Origin of the sequence: Leifsonia shinshuensis, from assembly GCF_014217625.1 — a bacterium.
Taxonomy (GTDB): Bacteria; Actinomycetota; Actinomycetes; order Actinomycetales; family Microbacteriaceae; genus Leifsonia; species Leifsonia shinshuensis_A.
In genome coordinates this window covers 1,628,818-1,653,737 of sequence record NZ_CP043641.1, presented here as the reverse complement: position 1 = coordinate 1,653,737, position 24,920 = coordinate 1,628,818, and the positions used below count along the sequence as shown (strand labels likewise).

Annotated in this window: 21 protein-coding genes; 12 read left to right on the top strand and 9 right to left on the bottom strand. The window is 71.3% G+C overall.

Annotated elements, in window-relative coordinates:
- Positions 1-4 precede the first annotated feature (4 nt).
- The 3 genes from F1C12_RS07990 to F1C12_RS07980 are packed head-to-tail and all read left to right on the top strand — an operon-like array spanning position 5 to position 3,535.
- Positions 5-1,447, top strand: coding sequence for a phosphomannomutase/phosphoglucomutase (locus tag F1C12_RS07990; protein WP_258046171.1), 1,443 nt, complete (start codon positions 5-7; stop codon positions 1,445-1,447).
- 55 nt (positions 1,448-1,502) lie between these two features.
- On the top strand, positions 1,503-2,984 hold the full coding sequence (gene ahcY / locus F1C12_RS07985; protein WP_185278240.1) for an adenosylhomocysteinase: 1,482 nt from the start codon (positions 1,503-1,505) through the stop codon (positions 2,982-2,984).
- On the top strand, positions 2,984-3,535 hold the full coding sequence (locus tag F1C12_RS07980; protein WP_185278239.1) for a GNAT family N-acetyltransferase: 552 nt from the start codon (positions 2,984-2,986) through the stop codon (positions 3,533-3,535). The genes ahcY and F1C12_RS07980 overlap by 1 nt, the downstream gene beginning before the upstream one ends.
- Before the next feature lie 33 nt (positions 3,536-3,568).
- Here the strand turns inward: F1C12_RS07980 and F1C12_RS07975 are convergent, their stop codons facing one another.
- Complete coding sequence (locus F1C12_RS07975) at positions 3,569-4,477, bottom strand: cyclase family protein (protein ID WP_185278238.1); 909 nt, start codon at positions 4,475-4,477, stop codon at positions 3,569-3,571.
- Positions 4,478-4,529: 52 nt separating this feature from the next.
- Positions 4,530-5,417, bottom strand: a complete 888-nt coding sequence (locus F1C12_RS07970) for an RDD family protein (RefSeq protein WP_185278237.1) — start codon at positions 5,415-5,417, stop codon at positions 4,530-4,532.
- A 17-nt stretch (positions 5,418-5,434) separates the two neighbouring features.
- Between F1C12_RS07970 and F1C12_RS07965 the strand changes: the two genes are divergently transcribed.
- The gene (locus F1C12_RS07965) at positions 5,435-6,430 is read left to right on the top strand and encodes a stage II sporulation protein M (RefSeq protein WP_185278236.1); all 996 of its coding nucleotides are present in this window, start codon (positions 5,435-5,437) and stop codon (positions 6,428-6,430) included.
- Positions 6,431-6,627: 197 nt separating this feature from the next.
- Here F1C12_RS07965 and F1C12_RS07960 read toward each other — a convergent pair whose 3' ends face one another.
- From F1C12_RS07960 to F1C12_RS07940, 5 genes are read right to left on the bottom strand one after another with little or no spacing between them, the layout of a single operon-like run.
- Positions 6,628-7,959 (bottom strand): DUF58 domain-containing protein, encoded by a 1,332-nt coding sequence (locus F1C12_RS07960; RefSeq protein ID WP_185278235.1) that lies wholly within the window; start codon positions 7,957-7,959, stop codon positions 6,628-6,630.
- A gap of 9 nt (positions 7,960-7,968) precedes the next feature.
- Positions 7,969-8,994 (bottom strand): AAA family ATPase, encoded by a 1,026-nt coding sequence (locus F1C12_RS07955; protein ID WP_258046170.1) that lies wholly within the window; start codon positions 8,992-8,994, stop codon positions 7,969-7,971.
- Positions 8,991-10,268: a DUF4350 domain-containing protein gene (locus F1C12_RS07950; protein WP_185278234.1), complete on the bottom strand. Its 1,278-nt coding sequence runs from the start codon at positions 10,266-10,268 to the stop codon at positions 8,991-8,993. Before F1C12_RS07950 ends, F1C12_RS07955 begins: the two co-directional genes overlap by 4 nt.
- On the bottom strand, positions 10,265-10,903 hold the full coding sequence (locus F1C12_RS07945; protein WP_258046169.1) for a DUF4129 domain-containing protein: 639 nt from the start codon (positions 10,901-10,903) through the stop codon (positions 10,265-10,267). Before F1C12_RS07945 ends, F1C12_RS07950 begins: the two co-directional genes overlap by 4 nt.
- Before the next feature lie 2 nt (positions 10,904-10,905).
- On the bottom strand, positions 10,906-12,342 hold the full coding sequence (locus tag F1C12_RS07940) for a hypothetical protein (protein WP_219732691.1): 1,437 nt from the start codon (positions 12,340-12,342) through the stop codon (positions 10,906-10,908).
- 230 nt (positions 12,343-12,572) lie between these two features.
- Between F1C12_RS07940 and mtrA the strand changes: the two genes are divergently transcribed.
- From mtrA to secA, 6 genes are all read left to right on the top strand, one after another.
- The gene (gene mtrA / locus F1C12_RS07935) at positions 12,573-13,256 is read left to right on the top strand and encodes an MtrAB system response regulator MtrA (protein WP_179607562.1); all 684 of its coding nucleotides are present in this window, start codon (positions 12,573-12,575) and stop codon (positions 13,254-13,256) included.
- Between the two features lie 13 nt (positions 13,257-13,269).
- Positions 13,270-14,991, top strand: coding sequence for an MtrAB system histidine kinase MtrB (gene mtrB, locus F1C12_RS07930; RefSeq protein WP_185278232.1), 1,722 nt, complete (start codon positions 13,270-13,272; stop codon positions 14,989-14,991).
- Positions 14,988-16,682 carry an LpqB family beta-propeller domain-containing protein gene (locus F1C12_RS07925; protein WP_185278231.1) on the top strand — a complete coding sequence of 565 codons (1,695 nt, stop codon included), beginning with the start codon at positions 14,988-14,990 and terminating at the stop codon, positions 16,680-16,682. Before mtrB ends, F1C12_RS07925 begins: the two co-directional genes overlap by 4 nt.
- A 127-nt stretch (positions 16,683-16,809) precedes the next feature.
- On the top strand, positions 16,810-17,517 hold the full coding sequence (locus F1C12_RS07920; RefSeq protein ID WP_185278230.1) for a ComF family protein: 708 nt from the start codon (positions 16,810-16,812) through the stop codon (positions 17,515-17,517).
- A gap of 165 nt (positions 17,518-17,682) precedes the next feature.
- Positions 17,683-18,384: a ribosome hibernation-promoting factor, HPF/YfiA family gene (gene hpf / locus F1C12_RS07915; RefSeq protein WP_185278229.1), complete on the top strand. Its 702-nt coding sequence runs from the start codon at positions 17,683-17,685 to the stop codon at positions 18,382-18,384.
- Between the two features lie 232 nt (positions 18,385-18,616).
- Positions 18,617-21,421 carry a preprotein translocase subunit SecA gene (gene secA, locus F1C12_RS07910; RefSeq protein WP_185278228.1) on the top strand — a complete coding sequence of 935 codons (2,805 nt, stop codon included), beginning with the start codon at positions 18,617-18,619 and terminating at the stop codon, positions 21,419-21,421.
- A 95-nt stretch (positions 21,422-21,516) separates the two neighbouring features.
- Here the strand turns inward: secA and F1C12_RS07905 are convergent, their stop codons facing one another.
- The gene (locus F1C12_RS07905; RefSeq protein ID WP_185278227.1) at positions 21,517-22,074 is read right to left on the bottom strand and encodes an Rv3235 family protein; all 558 of its coding nucleotides are present in this window, start codon (positions 22,072-22,074) and stop codon (positions 21,517-21,519) included.
- Positions 22,075-22,215: 141 nt separating this feature from the next.
- Between F1C12_RS07905 and F1C12_RS07900 the strand changes: the two genes are divergently transcribed.
- On the top strand, positions 22,216-23,709 hold the full coding sequence (locus F1C12_RS07900) for a sensor histidine kinase (RefSeq protein WP_185278226.1): 1,494 nt from the start codon (positions 22,216-22,218) through the stop codon (positions 23,707-23,709).
- Positions 23,710-23,914: 205 nt separating this feature from the next.
- Here the strand turns inward: F1C12_RS07900 and F1C12_RS07895 are convergent, their stop codons facing one another.
- Positions 23,915-24,163 (bottom strand): WhiB family transcriptional regulator, encoded by a 249-nt coding sequence (locus F1C12_RS07895; protein ID WP_018190103.1) that lies wholly within the window; start codon positions 24,161-24,163, stop codon positions 23,915-23,917.
- Between the two features lie 225 nt (positions 24,164-24,388).
- On the opposite strand from F1C12_RS07895, the gene F1C12_RS07890 reads away from it, so the two are divergent.
- On the top strand, positions 24,389-24,889 hold the full coding sequence (locus F1C12_RS07890; protein ID WP_258046168.1) for a hypothetical protein: 501 nt from the start codon (positions 24,389-24,391) through the stop codon (positions 24,887-24,889).
- Positions 24,890-24,920: the final 31 nt, after the last annotated feature.

Sequence of the window (24,920 nt, the reverse complement as noted above, 5' to 3'; positions counted from 1 at the left end):
CCGGGTGCACACAGCTGACTCGATCGACGACTACCGTGACGCCCTCTCCGGGGTCATCAAGACCTACGATGTCCGCGGTCTGGTCGGCAGCGGCCTGACCCCCGAGATCGTCACCGCGATCGCGGCCGCCTTCGTGGACGAGATCGGCGCGGCGGGCTCGGACGTCGTGGTCGGCCACGACATGCGCGACTCGTCGCCGGAGTTCGCCGCCGCGTTCGCCCGCGGCGCGCAGGCCCGCGGCGCGGACGTCGTGTCGATCGGCCTGTGCTCGACCGACGAGTCCTACTTCGCCTCCGGAGCGTTGCAGGCGCCCGCCGCGATGTTCACCGCGAGTCACAACCCCGCCACGTACAACGGCATCAAGCTCTCCCGCGCCGGCGCGCAGGGCCTCAGCTTCGACACCGGACTCGCCGCCATCCGCGACCGGGCCGCCGTCTACCTCGCCGAGGGGCTGGAGCCCGTCGCCGAGCCCGGCTCGTATCGCGAGCAGGATGTCCTGGCCGACTACGCCGCCTACTTGCGCGGCCTGGTCGACCTCAGCGACATCCGCCCGATCAGGATCGTCGTGGACGCCGGCAACGGCATGGGCGGGCTGACCGTCCCCGCCGTGCTGGGCGAGGCCGCTGGGCTGCCCGCGCTGCCCATCGAGATCGTCCCGCTCTACTTCGAGCTGGACGGCACCTTCCCGAACCACGAGGCGAACCCGCTGGAGCCGGCCAACCTGGTCGACCTCCAGGCCGCGGTCGTCGAGCACGGCGCGGACCTCGGCCTCGCCTTCGACGGCGACGCGGACCGCTGCTTCGTCGTGGACGAGACCGGCGGCGCGGTGTCGCCGTCCGCGGTCGCCGCGATCGTCGCCCTCCGTGAGATCGACCGGGCCCGCGCCGAGGACCCGGACGCCCCGATCACGGTCATCCACAACCTGATCACGTCCAACATCGTCCCGGAGACGATCGAGGCGGCGGGCGCGATGCCGTACCGCACCCGCGTCGGCCACTCGCTGATCAAGGCGGCCATGCGCGAGACCGGCGCCGTCTTCGGCGGCGAGCACTCGGCGCACTACTACTTCCGCGACTTCTGGAGCGCCGACAACGGGATGCTGGCCGCGATGCACATGCTGGCGGAGTTCGGCATGCAGGAGCGCCCGCTGTCCGAGCTGGCGGCGGTGTACACGCCCTACTCGCAGTCCGGAGAGATCAACTCCACGGTGGAGGACGTCCCCGCCGCCTACGCGCGGGTGGTGGAGGCCTTCACCGGCCGCGCCGAGTTCGACGAGCTGGACGGCCTCACCATCACGGGCCTGACCGATGAGACCGAGCCGTTCTGGTGGTTCTCGGTGCGCCCGTCCAACACGGAGCCGCTGCTGCGCCTCAACGTGGAGGGCGCCGACGCCGCCACGATGACGCGCATCCGCGACGAGGCGCTGGCGCTCATCCGCGCCGAATAGGCCTCCTGCCCGTCATCCCACTGGCGTGACGCGGAGCGCATGGGAGAATAACCTCATGCCTTCCGCCGTCACTGACACGTCCCTGCCGTTCCGCGTCGCCGACCTCTCGCTCGCCGAGGCGGGCCGGCACCAGATCCGGCTCGCCGAGAACGAGATGCCGGGCCTGATGGCCCTCCGCGAGGAGTTCGGCGCGTCCAAGCCGCTCACCGGCGCCCGCATCGCCGGCTCCCTGCACATGACCGTGCAGACCGCCGTGCTGATCGAGACCCTGGTGGCCCTTGGCGCGCAGGTGCGCTGGGCGAGCTGCAACATCTTCTCCACGCAGGACGAGGCCGCAGCCGCCATCGCCGTCGGCCCGACCGGCACGCCTCAGGCCCCGGCCGGTGTCCCGGTCTTCGCCTGGAAGGGCGAGACGCTTGACGAGTACTGGTGGTGCACCCAGCAGATCTTCGACTGGAGCACGGAGGCCGCCGCGGCCGGCGCCGACTGGACCGGCCCCAACCTGATCCTCGACGACGGCGGCGACGCCACCCTGCTGGTCCACAAGGGCCGCGAGTTCGAGCTCGCCGGCGCCGTGCCGGACGACGCCGAGGGCGACAGCCACGAGTACCGCGTCATCCTCGCCGCGCTGCGCGCCTCCCTCGCGACCTCGCCCGACCGCTGGACGCGCGTCGCGGACGGCATCCTCGGCGTCACCGAGGAGACCACCACCGGCGTCCACCGCCTGTACGAGCTGGCCAAGCACGGCGAGCTGCTGTTCCCGGCGATCAACGTCAACGACTCGGTCACCAAGAGCAAGTTCGACAACAAGTACGGCATCCGCCACTCGCTGCCGGACGGCCTCAACCGCGCCACCGACGTGCTCATGGGCGGCAAGGTCGCCTTCGTCGCCGGCTACGGCGACGTGGGCAAGGGTGCCGCGGAGGCTCTGCGCGGCCAGGGCGCCCGCGTCATCGTCAGCGAGGTCGACCCGATCAACGCCCTCCAGGCGGCGATGGACGGCTTCCAGGTGACCACGCTGGAGTCCGTCATCGACCAGGTGGACATCCTCATCACCGGCACGGGCAACGTCAACGTCGTCACGCTCGACCACATCCTCGCCATGAAGCACCTGGCCGTGATCGCCAACGTCGGCCACTTCGACAACGAGATCGACATGGCCTCCCTGGAGGTGCTGCCCGGCGCCGAGAAGGTGGAGATCAAGCCGCAGGTGCACGAGTGGCGGCTGCCGAACGGCCGCAGCGTCCTGGTGCTGTCCGAGGGCCGCCTGATGAACCTCGGCAACGCGACCGGCCACCCGAGCTTCGTGATGAGCAACTCGTTCGCCAACCAGGTGCTCGCCCAGCTCGAGCTCTTCGTCTCGACCGAGAACTACCCGATCGGCGTCTACGTGCTGCCGAAGCACCTGGACGAGAAGGTCGCGCGCCTCCACCTCGACGCCCTCGGCGTGCAGCTGACCACCCTCACGGACGAGCAGGCCGCCTACATCGGCGTGCCGGTCGACGGCCCGTACAAAGTCGACCACTACCGCTACTGATGGCGCTCGACTTCGCAGACCGGGAGCTCCCCGGCGGCCTCCTCCTGCGCCTGCGCCGGGAGGAGGACGCCGCGGCGCTCGCCGCCGCGTACCTCCGCAACCGCGGCCACCTGGCGCCGTGGGATCCGACGCGCTCGGAGGAGTTCTTCACCGAGGCCGGCCAGCGCACGCGCACGCTCGAACTGCTGGCGCTGCGCTCGCTGGAGACCGCGGTGCCGCTGGTGATCGTGGACGGCGACGAGATCGCCGGCGGCATGGACCTCTCCAACATCGTCCGCGGCGCCTTCCAGAGCGCGATGGTCGGCTACTGGCTCGACCGCGACCACACCGGCCGCGGCCTCGCCTCTGTGGCGCTGTCGGCGCTCGTGGACGCTGCCCGCGACGACTACGCGCTGCACCGCGTGCAGGCCGCGACACTGCTGGCCAACCACGCCTCCCAGTCGGTGCTCACCCGCGCCGGCTTCGAGCGCATCGGCGTCGCGCCGGACTACCTGAAGATCGCGGGGCGCTGGCAGGACCACGTGCTGTTCCAGAAGATCCTGCACGACTGAGGGGGGATCCGGACGGGTGACCCGGTCGCGGCCTCACACCTCGGCGAACGCCCGCACCGGGAACGTCCCGAACCCCTCGACCGCCGGCGGAGCCGCCGTGAAGCGCGCGCCGCGGGCCGGGAGGTCGCCCAGCCGGGTCAGGTGCTCGACCACGTGGATGCCGTGGGCGAGCAGGATGCTGTGCGCCGGCCGCGAGCCGCCGCTCTCCGTGTCGTCGATGTTGAGCGAGTCGATGCCGACCAGTGTCACGCCCGCGTCGGCCAGGTGCTGCGCCCCGGCCTCGGTGAGGTAGGGCGCGCCCGTCGCGTAGGCGGGCGTCCCGAAGCGGGTGTCCCAGCCGGTGTGCAGCAGCACGGCCGTGCCGGCCAGGTCGCGGTCGAAGAACACCGAGGCGGGGATGCCGCGCTCGGCGGCGTCCTCCAGGTGGAACACCTCGGCGCGCAGGCCGACCAGCGTCGACAGGTCGAGCGACGCGAGGTCGCCGCCGTCCGCGTAACGGTGGTACGGGCTGTCGAGGTAGGTGCCGGTGTTGCCGATCATCGTGATCATGTCCATCGCGAACTCGGTGCCGGGGGCGTAGCGCTCGCGCGAGTCCTCCCGGGTGAGGTGCGGGGTGATGACCGGGGCAGGGAGGCCGGGATAGGTGACCAGCCCGGCGCGGATCGGGTGGCTGAGGTCGACCACGCGGCGGGACGCAGGCTCCGATCCCATCGGCGGCTCGATCACTCCGCGGCTGCCGCGGTGCGGCTCCGCCACGATCCGCAGGTCGTTCAGCTCGACGGCGCCCACGAGCGCGAGGCCGAGGTGCCGGACGAAGAGCTCGGCGACCTCCGCCTCGCCGATCGACTCGGACGGCACGTCCAGGCGGAAGCCCTCCGCGGTCAGGCCGCCGCCGTTGACGAACGACACGCTCGCGTCGAAGTGGGCACGGTACTCGGTCATCGGCGCTCCCGGGGTGTGAGGGATGTGACGGGTGAGTGACGGTCCGGCCGGATCACCGGTCGGGGAACGAGTGCGGCAGCGCGTCGAGGACCGGTTCCAGCCGCTGCAGGCGCTCGGCCTCCAGGGCCAGGCCCGCCGCGTCCCGCTGCCGCCGCAGCACGGCGACCGCGACCAGGAACGTCTCGGCGTCCACCTGCGGCAGCGGCGACACGTACGGCGCCGCCTCGCGCGCGAGCTCGGTGCTCAGCCCGTAGCGGGCCGCGGCGGTGAGCTGCGGGGCCTGGCGCACGAACTGCGCGATGCGGCGGGAGAGCCGGTCGGGCAGCCTCCCGACGTCGGCGTTCACCGCCCAGCCCGCGAGCTGCGGCGGCAGGGACAGCGCGAGCGGCTGCGGGCGCGGCACGCGCTCGAGCTGGCTGTATGTTCCTGCCAGCAGGTCGCCGAGGCGCTTGGACCGGGAGTTCAGGAGGCCGGTGAGCGCGGCGATCCCGCCGAAGGTCAGATAGATCTCGAGCACGCCGGCGAGGGCGCGGATGAACGAGTGCCGGAATCCGATCGCGCCGCCGTCGTCGCGCACGATGCGGGCGCCCACCGCGAGCCGGCCGAGCGAGCGGCCGCGGGTGAGCAGCTCCATCCCGATCGGGAGGATCACCGTACCGAACACGAGGATGAGGATGATCAGCGCGCGGATCAGCGCCTCGTCGAGCCCGCCGCCGGTGGCCACCAGGAGCAGGATCAGGCCGAGCATGACCAGCATCGAGAACAGCCAGTCGATGATGGTCCCGCCCGCGCGGAGGATGTAGCTCGCCGGCTTGACGTCGAGGGTGACGGCCTCGCCCGTGACCAGCTCGCGGTCGCCGCCGTTCGGGGCGCCCGCGACCGCTGGGCCACGCGCATTCGAAAGGCCCCCGCTCGGGAGGAGGGGCGCGGATCCCGTCATGGCTATCATTCAAGCAGATGGATCTCGACGCATACACTGCCGCGCACAGCGCCGACTGGGAGAAGCTCTCCCGGCTGGCCGCCCGACGCCGTCTGGACGGCCGCGACGCGGACGAGCTGATCGACCTGTACCAGTCCGGTGCGGCCGACCTGTCGGCCATCCAGACCAGCGCCGGGTCCACCGCGGTGGGGGACCGCCTGTCGGTGACGCTCGCGTCGGCGCGGCTGCGTTTCACGGGAGCCGGCTCGAACCTGTTCTCGCAGATCCCACGCTTCTTCGCTCTCCAGCTGCCCGCTGCGCTGTACCGCATCCGCTGGATCGTGCTGGCCGTCGCGGTCGCCACGGTGATCGTCTCGACGCTGTACGCGCTGTGGATCACCGGCAACCCGGACGTGCTGCGCAACCTCGGCGACGACGCCGACCTGAAGCAGTACGTCAACCACTCGTTCGTCGACTACTACTCGAACAACCCGGCGGCGTCGTTCGCCGGCCAGGTGTGGACCAACAACGCCTGGATCGCCGCCCAGTGCATCGCGTTCGGGATCACCGGGGTCTGGGTGCCGTACGTGCTCATCCAGAACGCGGTCGGCATCGGCACGGCGGCCGGCGTCATGTTCGCCTACGGCCGCGGCGACGTGCTGTTCTCGTACATCCTCCCGCACGGCCTCCTGGAGCTGACCAGTGTGTTCGTGGCCGCAGCTGCCGGCCTGCGGATCTTCTGGTCCTGGATCGCGCCGGGCGCCCGCACGCGCGGTCAGGCGCTCGCCGAGGACGGCCGCGCCCTGTTCACGGTCGCAGTCGGCTGCGTGATCAGTCTGTTCGTCTCCGGCCTGATCGAGGGCTTCGTGACGCCCTCGGCGCTGCCGGTCTGGCTGAAGATCGCCATCGGCGCGCTCGCGCTCGGGGCGTACCTCTTCTACATGCTGTTCGTGGGCGGCCGGGCCGTCCGCGCGGGCGAGACCGGCGATCTCACCGAGTTCGAGGCGGGCGACCGCCGCGTCGTCGCCGGCTGACGCCGACCGCGACATTCGCCACGAATGTCCACTATCGCGGCGCGTTTCGCGACATTCGTCACGAATGCGTGGCTCGCGCAGATCCGACATTCGTCACGAATGTGGGGTTTCGCGGCGCGTTTCGCGACATTCGTCACGAATGTGAGGTCAGCGCGGTCGCGACATTCGTGACGAATGTGTGCGCGTGCGCGACGCGCTCAGAGCCGGCCGGCGGCCTTCAGCGCCAGGTAGCGGTCCGCGAGGGCGGGCGGGAGGTCGGCGGGGGAGCCCGTGACCACCTCGCCGCCGAGACGACGCACGGCTGCCGACACCCGCGCGACGTCGAGCAGCGCGCGCTCGGCCGAGGCGGCGCGGTAGACGTCCTCGCGGCGGCCGCGCTGCGCCGTGGCGGCCTCCGTGTCGGGGTCGGTCACGCTGGCCACCAGCACGAGGTGCTTGCGGGTGAGCTGCGGCAGCACCGAGAGGAGGCCGCGCGAGCCGCCGGGCGCGTCGAGCGAGGTCAGCAGCACGACGAGCGACCGCTGACTGGTCAGCGTGCCGACCTGTGCGGGAACCGCCGACCAGTCCATCTCGATGAGCGCCGGCTCGATGCCCGCCATCGTGTCCACCATCCGGGAGAGCAGCTCAGCGCCCGCCGCGCCCTGCACGCGGCCGCGGGCGACCCGGTCGTACGCCAGCAGGTCGACGCGGTCGCCCGCGCGGGAGGCGAGCGCGGCGAGCAGCAGGGACGCCTCGAACGCCGTGTCGATGCGTGGCTCGTCCGCGATCCGCGCCGCCGAGGTGCGGGCCGTGTCGATCACCAGGACCACGCGCCGGTCGCGCTCCGGCCGCCACGTACGCACCATCACCCGCGCGCCGCGGCCCCCGGTCGGGTCGTGCCGCCGGGCGGTGGCGCGCCAGTCGATCGAGCGCACATCGTCGCCGCGCACGTACTCGCGCAGGGAGTCGAACTCGGTGCCCTGGCCGCGCAGCATCACGCTCGTGGTGCCGTCCAGCTCGCGGAGCCGCGCCAGCCGCGACGGGAGGTGCTTGCGCGCGTTGAACGGCGGCAGCACGCGGATGCGGCCCGGCGCGGACAGCGTCGCCTGCCGTGCCCAGAGGTGCAGCGGGCCCCACGAGCGCACGGTGACCTGCTCCACCCGGCGCTCGCCGCGCCGCCATGGTGTCAGCGACACCACGACGCGGCGACGCTCGCCCGGCGGGATGCCGATGGCGGTGCGGCTCGGCTCGGCCCCGGCCGACGGCTCCCACCCGTCGCGGAGCACGCCGCGCAGCGTGCGTGTGCCTGTGTTCGTCACGAACAGCTCGCTCGCGGCCTCCGCGCCGAGCCGCACGCGGGCGGGCAGCTCCCGGCTCAGCCGCAGCCGGCGGGGGGAGGCGGCCAGCGCGAGGTCGACCGACCCCAGCACCAGGCAGAGCACGATCCAGCCGACGAGGGCGGCGTAGGCGGGCGCCGCCTCGCCGCCGAGCAGCACGACGGGGACGGCGCCCAGCGCGAGCAGGGCGACGAAACGTCCGGACACGGTCATCGGCGGGGCCTAGATCGGGACCTGGACCTGCTGCACGATCGAGCGCAGCACGGCGTCGGCGCCCACGCCCTCCAGCTCCGCCTCCGGGCGCAGCTGGATGCGGTGCCGCCAGACCGGGACGAGCATGGCCTGCACGTGGTCGGGCGTGATCGAGTCGTAGCCGGACAGCCAGGCCCAGGCCTTGGCAGCGGCGAGGAGTGCCGTCGTGCCGCGCGGGCTGACGCCGAGCCGGACCGACGGGCTGCGCCGGGTGGCGCGGGCCAGGTCGACGATGTAGGCCAGCACGTCCTGGTTCGCGCCGACTGCGGCGGCGGCGGCCCGCGCGGCCTCCAGCTGCTGGGCGTCGAGCACCCGCGTCACGCCCGCTCCGGCGAGGTCGCGCGGGTTGAACCCGGTTGCGTGCCGGCGCAGCACCTCCACCTCAGCTTCGCGCTCCGGCACGTCGAGCGTGAGCTTGAGCAGGAACCGGTCGAGCTGGGCCTCCGGGAGCGTGTAGGTGCCCTCGTACTCGATCGGGTTCTGCGTGGCGGCGACGATGAACGGGTCGGGGAGCCGGCGGCTCACGCCGTCGACGCTGACCTGGCGCTCCTCCATCGCCTCCAGCAGCGCTGACTGGGTCTTCGGGGGCGTCCGGTTGATCTCGTCGGCGAGCAGGATGTTCGTGAAGACGGGACCCTCGCGGAATACGAAGCCGCCGGTCTGCGCGTCGTAGACGAGCGAGCCGGTCACGTCGCCCGGCATCAGGTCGGGGGTGAACTGGATGCGCGTCGTCGACAGGCTCAGCGCCTCGCTGAGGGAGCGCACGAGCAGCGTCTTCGCCACACCCGGCACGCCCTCCAGCAGCACGTGGCCGCGCGCGAGCAGCGCGATGATCAGCCCGGTGACGGCGCCTTCCTGGCCGACGACGGCCTTGCCGACCTCGGCGCGGACCCGCGCCAGCGCGTGCCGCAGATCGGAGGAGCCGGGCGAGGACGGTGCGGCTGCGCCGTCCGGTGCTGCCGAGGCCGAGTGGGAGCCGGTCGTGAGGTCGGTCATGGTTCCATTCTTCCGGTCGTTCGCGGGGTGTTCGGCGAGGCGGCGTCAGCCGTCGCGCGTTCGAGTTCGGCCAGCCGGTCGGAGAGCTCGAGGAGCTCCCGGTCGCTGTTCGGATGCTGCTCCAGCAGCAGGTAGAGGATGCCGCCGCGGTCGCGGCCGGTGATCGCGGCGACGGCGTCGGCGACCTCCTCGGTGGTCGCCGCGCGCGGGAGACCGACCTGGGCGGCCAGGCGCCCGATGGCGCCGATGCGCAGCGCGTCGGCTGCGCGGAGCCGGGCGGACGACCGCTGGTAGAGGCGCGCGCGTCCCTCACGGGTCTCGCCCGCGCGCACGACGACGGGCAGGTGCTCGACCACGAGCGGCCCGAAGCGCCGGCCGCGCCACACAGCCGCGGCGATGAACACCAGCGTCAGCAGCAGGAGGACCGGAGTGACCCAGCCCGGAGTGAGCTTCGAGAGGTCGGGCGGTCCGGTGACCGGTCGGTCGAGCAGCCCGGGCACGTACCAGACCAGCGTGCGGTGCTCGCCGAGGAGGCCGAGGCCGAGGGCGGCGTTGCCGAGCCGGTCGACGCCGTCGTTCATCAGGGTCGCGGCCGAGCCGAGCAGGTAGACGGTGCGGCCCTGATAGGTCGTGCGCACCAGGGAGGCCCGGCCTCCCGACGCCTCGAAGCACGCGGTCGCGTCGCCGGTGGCGCGGAAGCTGCCGGGTGCGGCGTAGTCCTTCGTGTTCGCAGTGGTCCGCGGATCGATCCGCTCGGCGCGCCGGGCGACGGGGAGGTCGCAGCCCGCCGCGGCCGTAGCGCCGGGATCGCCCGCGGCGCGCACGTCAGGGGCGAGGGCTTGCAAGGCGGCGAAGTCCGGCTCGACCAGCACGATCGTGCTCGCGATCGAGCTGAGCTGCTCGTAGCCCTGGCGGTCGAGGTTGGACTCCGGGTCGTAGACGAGCACGGTGGTGTCGTCGCCGGCGGCGCTGCGCACCTGGTCCAACGTGCCGGCCGTGCGCACGGTCACGCCCTGCTGCCCGAGCACCTGGGCGAGCGCCTTGCCGCCGACGGGGCCGGGATTGGTGGCGCTCAGCGGGTCGCCACCGACGTTGCGGCCTCCGTTCAGGAGCACGCCGGACAGCCCGACGATCACCGCGATGACGGCCAGGACGATCCACGGGACGGCGCGGCGCGCGGTGCGGCGGACGGTGGGGGAGACCGCGGTGGCGTCGGCAGGGCCGGCCTCCGGTGCAGGCTGCCGCGGGGTCTCGGGCGCGAGCGTTCCGGTCATACGTTCACGGGCTCCAGGGCGGGGCGCAGCTTCCGGAGCCGCCCGTCGAGGTCGAGGAGGTGCCGGTAGCCGGCTTCGGAGCCGGGCCGGTCGAGGTAACGCACCTCGTCGAAGGTCCGCGCGGCCTGGCGCAGCTCGGCGGCCTCCGCCGGTGCGGTGCGCGACGCCTGCGCGGCGAACTCGGTCGCGGTGGTGCCGGGCCGGACGTCCACCAGGGTGCGCTCGTCCAGCGCGGCCGCGATGGCACGGAACTGCTCCTCGATCGCCAGCGGCCAGTCCTCGGCGCGGGCCGCGTCGGCCGCCGACCGCCGCAGCTCGTCGGCCGAGCGGGCGTCGCCGGCGCCGAACAGCGCCCGCGGGCCGGAGGCCGCCCGCCGGTTGACCCTCGGCCGGCCGAACACGATGAAGGCGACCACGATGATCGCCACGAGGATCAGGACGACCACGACGAGGAGCACGGGCCCCGCGTCGCCGGTCGGACCCTTGAACAGCGACGCCAGCCAGTCCTGCACGGCCTTCGAGGCGATGTCGAACCAGGTCGGCTTCGCGGTCTGGTACTCCGGCTTGGCGAGCTCGTTGCGGATCCAGTCCTGGGCCTGCGGCGAGCTCGGATCGACCGGGATGTCGAGGCGCACGCTCAGATGCCCGGCCAGGTCGCGCTCGGCGCCGGCGCGGCAGGGGCGGGCTCCGCGAACGGGTCGGGGAGCTCCTGACCGGTCTGCCGGGCCTCCACGAACCGCACGAGTTCGAGGTCGAGGCCCTCCTTGCGCATCCGGAGGTCGATGTAGATGAGGCCGATCGCCGCGGACTGGACGACACTGCCGATCGCTCCCACGATCGCGCCGACGATCGCCGACAGCCCGTTGACGCCGAGCTGGCTGACGATGAGCTGGTTGAACGAGCTGGGATCGGCCGAGCTGAGCGAGGTCGGCGCGAAGATCCCGCCGAGCATGCCGCCGATGATCGCGAACGGGATCGAGATCACCTGCGTCACCGCGTAGATGATGATCGCGATCAGGACGATCAGGCCGAATGTCCGCCAGAAGTAGCCGGAGGTGAGCCGCCACGATCGCGGGACCGCGCTCCGCAGCGGAAGGCGCTCGATCACGAGCGCGCTCGGGACGAGCGAGAGCTTGGTGTTCAGCCAGACGTAGAGCACGAGGAGCCCGAACCCGCCGCCGAGACCGGCGAGCACGCCGCCGATCACGCCGGCCGTGCCGCCGAGCGCGGCGAGGGCGACCACGATGCCCACCACCAGCGCGACGGCGAGGAGCCAGCCGAGGGAGAGCAGGAAGGTCCAGCCGATGAGCGCGCCGAACCGGCTGCGGACGCGCTGCCAGAGCGCACGGAAGTTCAGCTTCTCGCCGAGGGTCTCCCGCGACACCTCGGTGACGACGATGCCCTGCAGCAGCGCGCTGAAGACGGTCGAGATGACGATGGCCAGCACGCCGAGCACGATCGTTCCGCCGATCGCGCCGGCGGCGATGGTGCCACGGTCGGCGGCGTCGGCGTTCTCGACCCGCGAGAAGAAGAGGTACACCCCTCCGCCGATCAGCGCCGTGACGACGATGCTGGGGACGCCCTGGAGCAGGAGGGCGGCGCCGACGGTGATCTTCGGGTTGCGCCGCAGCGCCTGGAACGGCGCGCCGAGGAGGTTCCCGAACGACAGCGGACGCAGCGGGATGAGCCCCGGCTTCGGCGGCGGAGCCCACCCGGGCTGTGCGCCGTTGGCGGCGTATGGCTGCTGCCAGCCGGGCTGCTGCTGCCAGCCGGGCTGCTGCTGCCAGGCCTGCTGCTGATAGTCGTACGGCGCGCCGGGCTGCTGGTAGCCGGGCTGCTGATAGGCCTGCTGGGGGTAGCCCGGCTGCTGCGGATACCCCGGCTGCTGCGGATACCCCGGCGCGTACTCCCCGTACCGCGGCTGCTCGGGCACCGGCCCGCCGGCCTGTCCCGCCGACGCGGCTCCCGAGCCCTCGCCCCCGCTCACGGACCCCGATGACCCTGAGGCCCCCGCCCCCTCCGCATCCGGCTCCCCGGACGCGCCCGGCGCCCGCCAGCTCTGGTCGTCGCTCACGCCGTGCCTCTCATCCCCCGTCTGATGCGGTGCTCCCATGCTGGCACATCCGTCGCCGGAGCGATGCCCCGCCCACAGGGCACGTGGACAACCCGTTCATCCACAGTCTCGACGTGCCCACAGCCCGCACCGGGCCGGCATACAAGGCTCGTGCAGCCACCTCGACTACGCTTGTCCCGTTACTGCTGCGGCGCGCGCCGCCCGAGAGGGGTTCAGGGGATTCTTCGGACATGACTAGTCGCATCCTGGTGGTCGACGACGACACCGCCCTCGCCGAGATGATCGGCATCGTGCTCCGCACCGAGGGATTCGACCCCGTGTTCTGTGAGGACGGCGCCCAGGCGCTCGACATCTTCCGCGCTGCGAAGCCCGACCTCGTCCTCCTCGACCTGATGCTGCCCGGCCTCGACGGCATCGAGGTGTGCGGCCGCATCCGCGCCGAGTCCGGCACGCCCGTCATCATGCTGACCGCCAAGTCCGACACCGCCGACGTCGTCAAAGGCCTGGAGTCCGGCGCAGACGACTACATGGTCAAGCCGTTCAACCCCAAGGAGCTCGTCGCGCGCATCCGCACCCGGCTGCGCCCCGCCCCGACCAGCCCGCCCGCCGAGCAGCTGCGCGTCGGCGACCTCGTCGTCGACGTCGCCGGTCACGAGGTCCGCCGCGGCGACTCGCGCATCGCGCTCACCCCGCTCGAGTTCGACCTCCTGCTCGCCCTGGCCTCCAAGCCGCAGCAGGTCTTCACCCGCGAGATGCTGCTGGAGCAGGTCTGGGGCTACCACTACAAGGCCGACACCCGCCTGGTGAACGTGCACGTCCAGCGCCTGCGCGCCAAGGTGGAGCAGGACCCGGACAACCCCAAGATCGTCATGACCGTGCGCGGGGTCGGCTACCGCGCCGGCGCGGCGACGTGACCGGGAGGCCGCGATGCGCTTCCGGTGGCCCGACAGGGAGTGGTGGCGGCAGGTGCCGTCCGACCTGGCGCGCCTCTGGAGACGCTCGCTGCAGCTGCGCACCGTCGCGATCACGCTGGTCCTGACCGGCGTCGCGATCCTCGTCACCGGCGTCTACATGGCGCTCAGCATCAGCAACGACCTCTACCAGTCGCGCCTCGACCAGGCGCTCCGCGACTCCAGCCGGGCCACGACGGCCGCGCAGTCCACGCTCAACGCCTCGGACGTGTCCTCCGGCGACAGCGGCAAGAACCTGCTCAACTCGACGCTGCAATCCGTCCAGGCCTCGACCTCCAGCCGGCTGATCGCGGCGTATCGCGTGCCCGGCCAGGACACCAGCGTGCTCGCACCTCCGGACCGGGGCAGCCCCGCGCTCAACCCCGTCATCTCGCAGGAGCTCCGCACCGCCGTCGAGAACGGCGGGACCAAGCAGTTCTACCAGTCGGTCGCCCTCCCGGCGTCCTCCGACTCCACCGATCCGGGGATCGTCGTCGGCACGCAGCTCACGCTGCCGTCGTACGGCCGATACGAGCTCTACATCGGCTACAACCTGCGCGACTCCGAGAACACGCTGCTGTTCGTCCAGAACACCCTGCTGCTCGCCGGGCTCGCGCTCATCGTCCTCATCGGCGCGATCACCTGGCTGATCGTGCGCTTCGTCGTCGAGCCGATCCGGGTCGCCGCGCGCACCAGCGAGCGGCTCGCCGCGGGCGACCTCGCCGTGCGCATCCCGGAGAAGGGCGAGGACGTCTTCGCGTCGCTCGCCCGCTCGTTCAACGGGATGGCCGACAGCATGCAGAGCCAGATCAACCAGCTCGCCACGCTGTCCCAGCTCCAGCAGCGGTTCGTGTCGGACGTGTCGCACGAGCTGCGCACGCCGCTGACGACCATCCGGCTGGCCGGCGATGTGATCTACGACCAGCGCGGCTCGTTCCCGCCGGCGACCTCCCGCACCGCCGAGCTGCTGCACACCCAGATCGAGCGGTTCGACCGGCTGCTCTCGGACCTCCTGGAGATCAGCCGGTACGACGCCGGCTCGGTCGCGCTCGACCCCGAGCCCACGAACCTCGTGCGCCTGGCGGAGGAGGTCGTCGACGAACTGCGGACGCTCGCCGAGCAGAACGGCTCCGAGCTCCGGCTGGAGGCGCCGGGAGGCTACTTCGACGTCGGCATGGATCCGCGCCGCATCCGCCGTGTCGTGCGCAACCTGATCGGCAACGCGATCGAGCACGGCGAGGGAGCGCCGGTGGTGGTCACCGTCGACAGCAACGAGACGGCGGTCGCGCTCGCCGTGCGCGACTACGGCATCGGCATGAACCAGCAGGACGTCAACCACGTCTTCGACCGGTTCTGGCGGGCCGACCCGTCCCGCAAGCGCACCCTCGGCGGCACCGGGCTCGGCCTCGCCATCTCGCTGGAGGACGCCACCCTCCACTCCGGCTGGCTCCAGGTCTGGTCGATGCCAGGGCAGGGATCGTGCTTCCGGCTCACACTGCCGCGGTTCACCGGCAAGGGCATCATCGCCTCGCCGCTGCCGCTGCCTCCGGCCGACGCGGGCACGAAGCCGGGACGGCCCGAGTCGTCGTCCGAGGCGGCGTCCTCCGCGCAGTCCGGGGCCGACGACACCGGCGCCCTCGACCGCGGAACGGCCGCCCTCGATCCCGCGCCGCTGCCTGGAAGCGAGGCCCGCGCATGATCCGGAGGACGTCCCGCGGCCTCGGCGTCCCCCTCGCCGCGGTGCTCGCGCTGGTGCTCGCGGCGTGCGCGAGCATCCCCGACACCGGCCCGGTGCGCCAGGGCGGTCCCGTCGCGCAGGTCAACGACCAGCTCGACCTCGACTTCAACCCGTCACCGCCCGAGAACGGCGCCACCCCGCAGCGGATCGTGCAGGGGTTCATCGACGCGGCCTCCAGCCCGAAGAACAACTTCGGGATCGCCCGGGAGTACCTCACCCGCTCGATGGCGGCCTCCTGGAACCCCGACGAGTCGGTCACGGTGGACGACGGCCGCAGCCGCACGTTCGACCACTCCGGCGACCAGTGGTCGGTCGACGTCACACCGGTCGCCAACGTGGACAGCGCCGGGAGCTACCACCCGGTGGGGAGCAAGGCCCCGGTCGGCCTCAGCTACGAGGTGACGAAGGAGAACGGCCAGTGGCGCATCTCCGTCGCCCCGGACGGCGTGGTCATCGACGACCCGACCTTCCGCGCCGTCTTCAGCCAGCAGACGCTCTACTTCTACAACGCGGACTACTCCTACCTGGTGCCGGACGCCCGCTGGTTCCCGGCCCGCGTCGCGACGGCGGCCACACGTGTGGCCAGCGCGGTCCTCGCGGGACCGGCCAAGTGGCTGAACGGCGCGGTGACCAGCGCGTTCCCGGCCGGCACGCAGCTCGCCGTCCCGTCGGTCACCACCTCGAATGGCACAGCGCACGTCGACCTGAGCTCCGAGGCGGGCAGGGCGGACCAGTTGCAGCTCCAGCGGATGCAGCTCCAGCTCGAGCAGAGCCTCGGCTCGCTGGCGTCGTCCGTGCAACTCTCGATCGAGGGTAACCAGCAGCAGGTGCCGCCGCTGCCGGACGGGTCGGTGCCGCTGCAGGACCCGCCGGTGGACTCGCACGCCGTCGTCCTCCGCGGCGAGTCGTTCGGCCTCCTGAACGGCTCGACCATCACACCGTTGAGCGGGCTCAGCGACAAGGTGGTGGCGCTGCAGCCCTCGGCGGCGACGGTGAACGCGACGCGTGACGAGGTGGCGGTGCTGTCGCACGGGGCGGCCGTGCTGGTGCGGAAGTCCGGGGATCCGGTGCACCTGGACGCACGCCCCGGGCTGATCGCGCCCGCGCTGGACAACCAGGGCTGGCTCTGGAGCGTCCCGGCGGCGTCCCCGAACGCGCTCCAGGTCGCCAGCGCGAACGGGCAGCCGCACCCGGTCAAGGTGGATTGGCCCGGCGCTGTCGGCATCGTCGCCCTGGCCGTCTCGCGCGACGGGACCCGCGTGGTCGCGATCCTGCACACCACCACCGGCTACTCCGTCGTCGCAGCGGGCGTCGTGCGCGGCTCGGACGGCCTGCCGAGCGCCATCACGGCCCCGATCGAGCTCGCGATGGGAGACGGCATCCCGACCTCCATCGCGTGGACGGGCGAGCTTACGGTGGTGGTGCTCAGCTCGACCAACGGAGACGCGACCGGGATCGCGGAGCAGACGATCGGCGGGACCACGTCGACCACCACCGGCCCGACGACCGGACGGACGATCGTGGGAGCCGGCGGCCTGTCGCGCTACCTGGTGCTCGCGGGCGACGGGACGCTGCAGGCGCCCACCGGGAGCGGATGGCAGACGCAGACCGACAAGGTCGGAGCGGTCGCGGTGCAACTCGGGCAGCCGTGAGGGTAGTGGGCACGCCGCGCTGCGAGCGGACCTGATGCTGTCCTCCACAGCGTCGCGCTCACGCGGACTTCTCCACTGATCCCTCCGCGGCGCGCTGCACGGGGCTCGCCGCCGTGAGGCTGGGTGCATGACGATCACCACTGGCTCCCTCCGTTCCGACTTCCGCTCCGGCCGCCGTTCCGGCTTCCGCTCGATCATCCGTGACGCCGTCCTCGACGCCTCCGCCGTGCTGCTCCCGGTGAGCTGCGCCGGATGCTCCGCGCCCGACCGGTCGCTCTGTGCCGACTGCGCACGAGCCTTGACTCCGGAGGTGCGCCGCCATACCGCAGCCGGCGTGCCCGTGTGGTCGGCGCTCGACTACGACGACATCCCGCGCACGGTGCTCCTGGCCTACAAGGACGGCGGACGGGTGGACGCGGCGGCCGCCCTGGCCCGCGCGCTGCGGCCGGCGCTCGCCGCCGCGGCGGGGACGCACCGGTCCGCGGTGGTGCCCGTCCTGATCCCGTCGACGCGCGCGGCCTGGCGCCGGCGCGGCTACCACCCGACCGGGATGGTGCTCGCGCGTTCCCGGGCGCTCGCGCCGCCGCTCTGGCGAGCGCTCCGGCTGACGCGGCAGACCGCCGACCAGGCCGCGCTCGGAACCGTGGAACGTGCGGGCAACCGTGCAGGCAGCCTGGTCGCGTCCCCGCGGCTGCGCGGGCGGAGGTGCGTGATCGTCGACGACATCGTGACGAGCGGGGCCACCATCGCGGAGGCCGCGCGGGCGATCAGAGCGGCCGGCGGGTCGATCGCCGGAGCTGCCGCCGTGGCCCGTACGCCGCGACGAAGGCCGTGACCAGTCCCGCGCGACGCGACTCAGCGAACGTCCAGCGGAATCCTGGAATTCACCTGCCGATCACGGTTCCGTAACGCGCGGGGGAGCACTACGGTAGTCGAAAAGGCGCGAGCGATCCGCCCTTCGTGATCCGGGCGGACGTCACGCCGGATCAGGGAGGTCTCCATGGACATCAACATCGTCGGACGCAACCTGGGAATCACTGATCGCTTCCGTGAATACGCGACCGAGAAGGCAGACAAGGTCGCGCATCTCGCCGAGCGGGCCATCTCCTTCGAGATCAAGGTCAGCAGGCACAACGAGAAGCTGGGATCCCAGAACGGCGACGACCGGGTCGAGCTGACCCTGGTCGGACCGCGAGCCGTGGTCCGGTCCGAAGCGACCGGAACCGACAAGTACGCCGCGTTCGACATCGCGCTCGGGAAGCTTCTCGAACGTGTCAGGAGGGCCAAGGACAGGCGCAAGGTGCATCGCGGGCAGCACCGCCCCACCTCGCTGCGCGAGGCGAGCACGGACGGCTTCAGCGCCGTGGGACTCGCGGCGGCACCCGTGTCGGTGCTCGACCAGGTACGCACGGGCAGCGTCCCGGCCGTCACGGACGAGTCGGCGGAGTCCGCGGAGGCCGAGGAGGAGTACAGCCCCGTCGTGATCCGCCAGAAGGTCTTCGCGAGCATCCCGATGACCGTCGACGACGCCCTCTATTACATGGAGCTCGTAGGCCACGACTTCTACCTCTTCGTGGACCAGGAGACCAAGCGGCCGAGCGTCGTCTACCGCCGCAAGGGCTGGGACTACGGCGTGATCGCCCTCGACGACGACGCCGAGGAGTTGCAGGAGGTTGCGACCGCCAGCCGCAAGCTCGGCTGAGCAGATTCGCTAGCGCCGATGGCGTGCGCCCAGGCGGCGTACGCCATCGGCGTTCCGCTGCCCGACGGGGTATCCCGTTCACCGGTCTCGCAGCGCCCTCCCAGGGAGCACGGGACGACCTCCGGGGCGGACCAAGTACGATGTTCTCTATCGTCGGCGGAGTGTGCCGTGCGGCGTGCGCCCGCCGGGGCGCGGGCATCATCGGCCCGACCGAGCAAAATGGAGTGCATCAGTGGCCTCAGTTCTTGAAAAGGTTCTCCGCGTCGGCGAGGGACGCACCCTCCGACGCCTGGAGGCGTACGCGAAGGCGGTCAACGCCCTCGAGGACGACTTCAGCGAGCTGACCGACGACGAACTCATGCACGAGACCGTCGAGCTGCGCGAGCGCTACAGCAACGGCGAGTCGCTGGACGACCTCCTCCCCGAGGCGTTCGCCGCCGTGCGCGAGGCGTCCAAGCGGACGTTGGGCATGCGGCACTTCGACGTGCAGATCATGGGTGGCGCCGCCCTCCACCTGGGCAACATCGCCGAGATGAAGACCGGTGAGGGCAAGACGCTGGTGGCGACCACCGCGGCCTACCTCAACGCGATCGCCAGCCGCGGCGTCCACGTCATCACCGTCAACGACTACCTGGCGAGCTACCAGTCGGAGCTGATGGGCCGCGTCTTCCGCGCCCTCGGCATGACGACCGGGGTGATCCTGTCGGGCCAGACCCCGGAGGAGCGGCGCGAGATGTACGCCGCCGACATCACCTACGGCACGAACAACGAGTTCGGCTTCGACTACCTGCGCGACAACATGGCGTGGCAGGCGAGCGACATGGTCCAGCGCGGCCACTACTTCGCGATCGTGGACGAGGTCGACTCGATCCTGATCGACGAGGCCCGCACCCCGCTCATCATCTCCGGCCCGTCCTCCGGCGAGGCCAACCGCTGGTTCAACGAGTTCGCCAGCCTCGCCACCCGCCTGACCCCCGAGGTCGACTACGAGGTGGACGAGAAGAAGCGCACCGTCGGCGTGCTCGAGCCGGGCATCGAGAAGGTCGAGGACTACCTCGGCATCGACAACCTGTACGAGTCGGCGAACACCCCGCTCATCTCGTTCCTCAACAACGCGATCAAGGCCAACGCCCTGTTCAAGCGCGACAAGGACTACGTCGTGATGAACGGCGAGGTGCTGATCGTCGACGAGCACACCGGCCGCATCCTGGTCGGCCGCCGCTACAACGAGGGCATCCACCAGGCGATCGAGGCCAAGGAGGGCGTGGAGGTCAAGGCCGAGAACCAGACCCTCGCCACGGTCACCCTGCAGAACTACTTCCGCCTCTACAAGAAGCTGTCCGGCATGACCGGTACCGCCGAGACCGAGGCGGCCGAGTTCATGAGCACCTACAAGCTCGGCGTCGTCCCGATCCCGACGAACAAGCCGATGCAGCGCAAGGACCAGCCGGACCTCGTCTACAAGAACGAGAAGGCCAAGTTCGACCAGGTGGTCGAGGACATCGCCAAGCGCTACGAGAAGGGCCAGCCGGTCCTGGTCGGCACGACGAGCGTCGAGAAGAGCGAGTACCTTTCGCGCCTGCTCGCCAAGAAGGGCGTCCGCCACGAGGTTCTGAACGCCAAGAACCACGCCCGCGAGGCGGCGATCGTCGCCCAGGCCGGCCGTCTCGGATCGGTCACCGTCGCCACGAACATGGCCGGCCGTGGAACCGACATCATGCTCGGCGGCAACGCCGAGTTCATCGCGGTCGCCGAGATGAACGCGCGCGGCCTCTCGCCGGTCGAGACGCCGGACGAGTACGAGGCCGCCTGGGAGGGCGTCTTCGACGAGGTGAAGTCGAAGGTCTCCGAGGAGGCGGAGAAGGTCATCGACGCGGGCGGCCTCTACGTGCTCGGCACCGAGCGCCACGAGTCGCGCCGCATCGACAACCAGCTCCGCGGCCGTTCCGGCCGCCAGGGCGACCCGGGCGAGAGCCGGTTCTACCTGTCGCTGACCGACGACCTGATGCGCCTGTTCAACGCGGGCGCCGCCGAGAGCCTGATGGGCCGCACCAGTGTCCCGGACGACATGGCGATCGAGTCCAAGGTGGTCAGCCGCGCCATCCGCAGCGCCCAGTCGCAGGTGGAGGCGCGCAACGCCGAGATCCGCAAGAACGTCCTCAAGTACGACGACGTCCTGAACCGTCAGCGCGAGGCGATCTACAGCGACCGCCGGCACATCCTGGAGGGCGACGACCTGCACGAGCGCGTGCAGAAGTTCCTGACGGACGTGGTGGACGACATCCTCGACCAGCACACCGGCGAGGGCAGCGGCGACGACTGGGACTTCGACGCCCTGTGGGCCGAGCTCAAGACGCTGTACCCGGTCGGGGTCTCGATCGACGAGGTCATCGCCGAGGCGGGCAACAAGGGCCGCATCAACCGCGACTTCATGCGCCGCGAGATCATGTCGGACTCCAAGATCGCGTACCAGAAGCGCGAGGAGTCGATCGGCTCCCCGGCGATGCGCGAGCTGGAGCGCCGCGTGGTGCTCTCGGTCATCGACCGCCGCTGGCGCGACCACCTCTACGAGATGGACTACCTCAAGGACGGCATCGGCCTGCGGGCGATGGCGCAGCGCGACCCGCTGGTCGAGTACCAGCGCGAGGGCTACGCCATGTTCCAGCAGATGATGGGCGCGATCCGCGAGGAGACGGTCGGCTTCCTCTTCAACCTCGAGGTGGAGGTCAACCAGGCCCCGGACGAGGTCGCGCCCGCTGTGGCGGCGAAGGGCCTCAACCGCGGAGACTCGGAGGCCCGCCTGAGCTACTCGGCTCCGGGCGAGCAGGGCGACGTCGAGGTGCGCAACCAGCGCGGCCAGCTGGAGAAGGCGGCCACCGACCGCGCCCAGCGCCAGCAGCGCCAGGCGGCCCCCGCGCAGTCGGCCCCGCCGACCCAGGGCGCGACCCAGCGCGGCGCCTTCGGCCAGCGCGTCGAGGACGGGGACGAGGCTCCTGTGAACCGCGCGGAGCGCCGGGCCCAGGCCAAGAAGCGCTGACCCCGGAGGCGCTGACCCAGAGGCGCTGAGCGCAGCTCCCCGAACGGCGGGGCGGTCAGACGACCGCCCCGCCGTTCGTCGTCTGCGCGGTGCCCCTACAGGACCGTGATCGCCGTCGCGCGCCAGCGTGCCCGGTGGCGCTCCAGCCGCAGCGCCACCGCGCGGGACCGCGCCGGCTGGTGGATCATGACAACCGCCTCGACCACCGAGTCGCCGAGGCGGTTGAGTAGTGGCTCGCCGACGCGGACGCGTGGTCGCCTGGCCTCGTCGCCGGTGACCTCCCGGGAGCGCGCGGCGATGACGGTGCGCCGCAGCAGCTGGATGAAGACGGAGTCGCTGACCCAGCGGCCCAGCTGATCGAGCGGGCGCGCGCCCGCCAGGATCTCGATGACGCAGAGCGCGAGCTTCGCGCAGAGCAGGCGGGCGTCCTCGCCGATGCCGGAGTCCGTCCGCAGTTCGTCGTCGGCGGCCTCCAGCTCGGCGTCGAGCGTCCTGGGTTCGAAGGCGGGCAGGTCCGGCGGCGGCACAGGCCGGGACGGAGGCGCCACGCGCGGCGGGACGAGCCGGAGCGGCGGCCGCGCGGCGGTCGGCCGTTCCCGCGTCGGCCGCTCCAGCGCGGGCCGGTCCAGGACTGGGGAGAGGAGTGCGTTCATTGCTCGTGGTGCTCGATTCTTTCTCGTCGACGGTGTTCGTCGGTGCGTGGTGAACACTCAATCAGCGCGCCTCGCGGGTGGTCCAGGGCCTGAACGCGGGTGTGGACAACCGGTGCCGTGCGGTCTGTCTATAGTGGGGGAGTGTCGACGCTCAGTGATCTCGTCCATGCCCAAGGTCGTTCCTCCGAGGCGGACGTGGAGTGGCTCCACAGCCTCGTCGGCGACTGGCAGCTCCTGGCCGACCTGGCCTTCGCCGACATCGTGCTGTGGGTGCCGACGACGGACGACGACTTCGTCGCGGTCGCGCACGCTCGTCCGTCGAGCGCCGCGACGCTGTTCTACCGCGACTTCGTCGGCCAGCGGATCAAGCCGGAGTGGCGCCAGCAGGTCACGGACGCCTACCTGACCAAGCAGATCATCGACACCTCCGCCCCGGACTGGTACGAGGAGACGCCGACGCGCGTGCGCGCCGTCCCGGTGATCCGCCGGCTCAGCGTCCACTCCCCACAGACGGCGGATGAGCCCGTCGCGGTCATCACCCGCCACACGAACCTCAGCGAGGCGCGCACCCCCAGCCGCCAGGAGCTGACCTTCAACGACTGCGCCAACGATCTGTTCGCCATGATCGCGACCGGAGACTTCCCCGACCTGGGCGCGCCCGCCGCTCCCCGCCGCGGCGCGCCGCGCGCCGCGGACGGGCTGATCCGGCTGGACGTCGACGGCATCACCACCTTCGCCAGCCCGAACGCGCTGAGCGCCTTCAACCGGATGGGCTTCACCGGCGAGCTGGAGGGCGAGTCTCTGGCGACGGTCACGACCAAGCTCCTCGCGGGAACCATCACGGCGGACGAGTCGCTGCCGCTGGTGGTCACCGGCCGCGCCCCCTGGCGCACCGACATCGAGGCGCGCGGCGTGACGGTGTCGCTGCGCACCATCCCGATCCGCAACCGCGGCGAACGCGTCGGCGCGATCGTGCTGTGCCGCGACGTCTCTGAGCAGCGGCACCAGGAGCGCGAGCTGATCACGAAAGACGCGACGATCCGCGAGATCCACCACCGGGTGAAGAACAACCTCCAGACGGTCGCCTCGCTGCTGCGCATCCAGGCTCGCCGCACCCACTCGGAGGAGGCGCGGGAGGCGCTCAGCCAGGCCATGCGCCGTGTCGCCGCGATCGCGGTCGTGCACGACACGCTCTCGACGGGCCTCGCGCAGATCGTGGACTTCGACGACGTGTTCGACCGGGTGCTGCTGCTGGTGGCGGAGGTCGCGGCCAGCCACACGACGACGGTGCATCCCAAGAAGTCGGGCACCTTCGGCTCCCTGCCGAGCGAGTACGCGACGCCGCTCGCGCTCGCGCTGACCGAACTGGTCACGAACGCGGTCGAGCACGGCCTCGCCGGACGGGAGGGCCAGGTGGAGATCGTGGCGAACCGGACCGACGACTCCCTCACCGTCAAGGTCGTCGACAACGGCTCCGGCCTGCCTGAGGGCAAGGTCGGGTCGGGCCTCGGCACGCAGATCGTGCGGACGCTGATCCAGGGTGAGCTCGGCGGAGCGATCGACTGGCACACGATGATGGGCCAGGGCACCGAGGTCACCATCGAGGTCCCCCTGCGCTACCTCACCACGGTCTGACCGCCGAAGGACCGCCGAGGGGCACGTAAACGCCCCGAAAACCGCGGTTCAGGGGCGTTTACGTGCCCTTCGATGCACTGCGTGCATGAGAAACGCCGAGGGGCGCTTCCGGACGGTGACGTCTGCTAGGTGTTCGGAAGCGCCGCCTCGGCGGCGATAATGCTGTGATTCGGGATGGATCGCTGTGTTGCGTGCGCGGCGTTGGTCAGGACGCGCGACGGGCGCGGGCGGCGCGACGCTTGAGAGCGCGGCGCTCGTCCTCGGAGAGACCGCCCCAGACGCCGGAGTCCTGACCGGTCTCGAGGGCGTACTGGAGGCAGATCTCGGTCACGGTGCAGCGCGCGCAGACCGCCTTCGCCTTGTCGATCTGGTCGACCGCGGGTCCCGTGTTTCCGACAGGAAAGAAAAGCTCGGGGTCTGCGGTCAGGCAGGCGGCTTTGTCGCGCCAATCCATGAAGATATGCTCCTTGTTCGCTGGATGTTTCCTGGCCCGAGGGGCCTAGAATGCAGGTAAGCAGCCGCGTTACAGGGTTCTTCAGATCCATGGGGAATGAGACCTGCCCACCACCCTGTGAGCACTAACTCGGCCTTGAATATGCTCCCATAGCAGTTGATTCGGATCAATAGTTCTGCATGGGATAACGCTGTGAACACTCGCTCGAAACGTCAGGATGCTATAGTGCCCGACCCCGTTGTGCCCGGTTCTTCTGCGCACGATGCAGCGCCAGAACCGGCCCGCTCGCGGCCTCCACTGCTGGTCGCTCTCGCGGTGATCCTCACGCTCGAGGCGCTGCTGGTCACGGGGCTCGCGGTCTGGCTGCTGTACGAGCTTCTCACGACGACCCCCTATTCGTACACCACTTCGGTCGCGATCACCGTCCTCGTCGCCCTCGGCGCAGCCTGGCTGATCCTCACGCTGGTCGGCATCCTCCGGCTGCACGCCTGGGCGCGCGCCTCGACCGTCACCATCCAGATCCTGATGATCGCCGTCGCCGTCGGAAGCTTCCAGGGCCTCATCGGGGGAGGTCCGGCCATCGGCTGGGCGCTCCTCGTGCCTGCCGTGCTGGCCGGTGTGCTGGCGCTCGCGCCGTCGGTCGTCCGCGCCACCGCGCGACCCGACCTGGACGACGCCGACGAGGACGACGCGGACGCGGATCGCAACACGGGGTCACACGAATAACGTGACGTCGGGAACAAGGCGCACACTCGCA

Coding starts and splice junctions, on each gene's coding strand:
- ahcY (WP_185278240.1), top strand. CDS start 1,503: ATGCCTTCCGCCGTCACTGACACGTCCCTGCCGTTCCGCGTCGCCGAC.
- F1C12_RS07980 (WP_185278239.1), top strand. CDS start 2,984: ATGGCGCTCGACTTCGCAGACCGGGAGCTCCCCGGCGGCCTCCTCCTG.
- F1C12_RS07975 (WP_185278238.1), bottom strand. CDS start 4,477: ATGACCGAGTACCGTGCCCACTTCGACGCGAGCGTGTCGTTCGTCAAC.
- F1C12_RS07970 (WP_185278237.1), bottom strand. CDS start 5,417: ATGACGGGATCCGCGCCCCTCCTCCCGAGCGGGGGCCTTTCGAATGCG.
- F1C12_RS07965 (WP_185278236.1), top strand. CDS start 5,435: ATGGATCTCGACGCATACACTGCCGCGCACAGCGCCGACTGGGAGAAG.
- F1C12_RS07960 (WP_185278235.1), bottom strand. CDS start 7,959: ATGACCGTGTCCGGACGTTTCGTCGCCCTGCTCGCGCTGGGCGCCGTC.
- F1C12_RS07955 (WP_258046170.1), bottom strand. CDS start 8,994: ATGACCGACCTCACGACCGGCTCCCACTCGGCCTCGGCAGCACCGGAC.
- F1C12_RS07950 (WP_185278234.1), bottom strand. CDS start 10,268: ATGACCGGAACGCTCGCGCCCGAGACCCCGCGGCAGCCTGCACCGGAG.
- mtrA (WP_179607562.1), top strand. CDS start 12,573: ATGACTAGTCGCATCCTGGTGGTCGACGACGACACCGCCCTCGCCGAG.
- mtrB (WP_185278232.1), top strand. CDS start 13,270: ATGCGCTTCCGGTGGCCCGACAGGGAGTGGTGGCGGCAGGTGCCGTCC.
- F1C12_RS07925 (WP_185278231.1), top strand. CDS start 14,988: ATGATCCGGAGGACGTCCCGCGGCCTCGGCGTCCCCCTCGCCGCGGTG.
- F1C12_RS07920 (WP_185278230.1), top strand. CDS start 16,810: ATGACGATCACCACTGGCTCCCTCCGTTCCGACTTCCGCTCCGGCCGC.
- hpf (WP_185278229.1), top strand. CDS start 17,683: ATGGACATCAACATCGTCGGACGCAACCTGGGAATCACTGATCGCTTC.
- F1C12_RS07905 (WP_185278227.1), bottom strand. CDS start 22,074: ATGAACGCACTCCTCTCCCCAGTCCTGGACCGGCCCGCGCTGGAGCGG.
- F1C12_RS07895 (WP_018190103.1), bottom strand. CDS start 24,163: ATGGATTGGCGCGACAAAGCCGCCTGCCTGACCGCAGACCCCGAGCTT.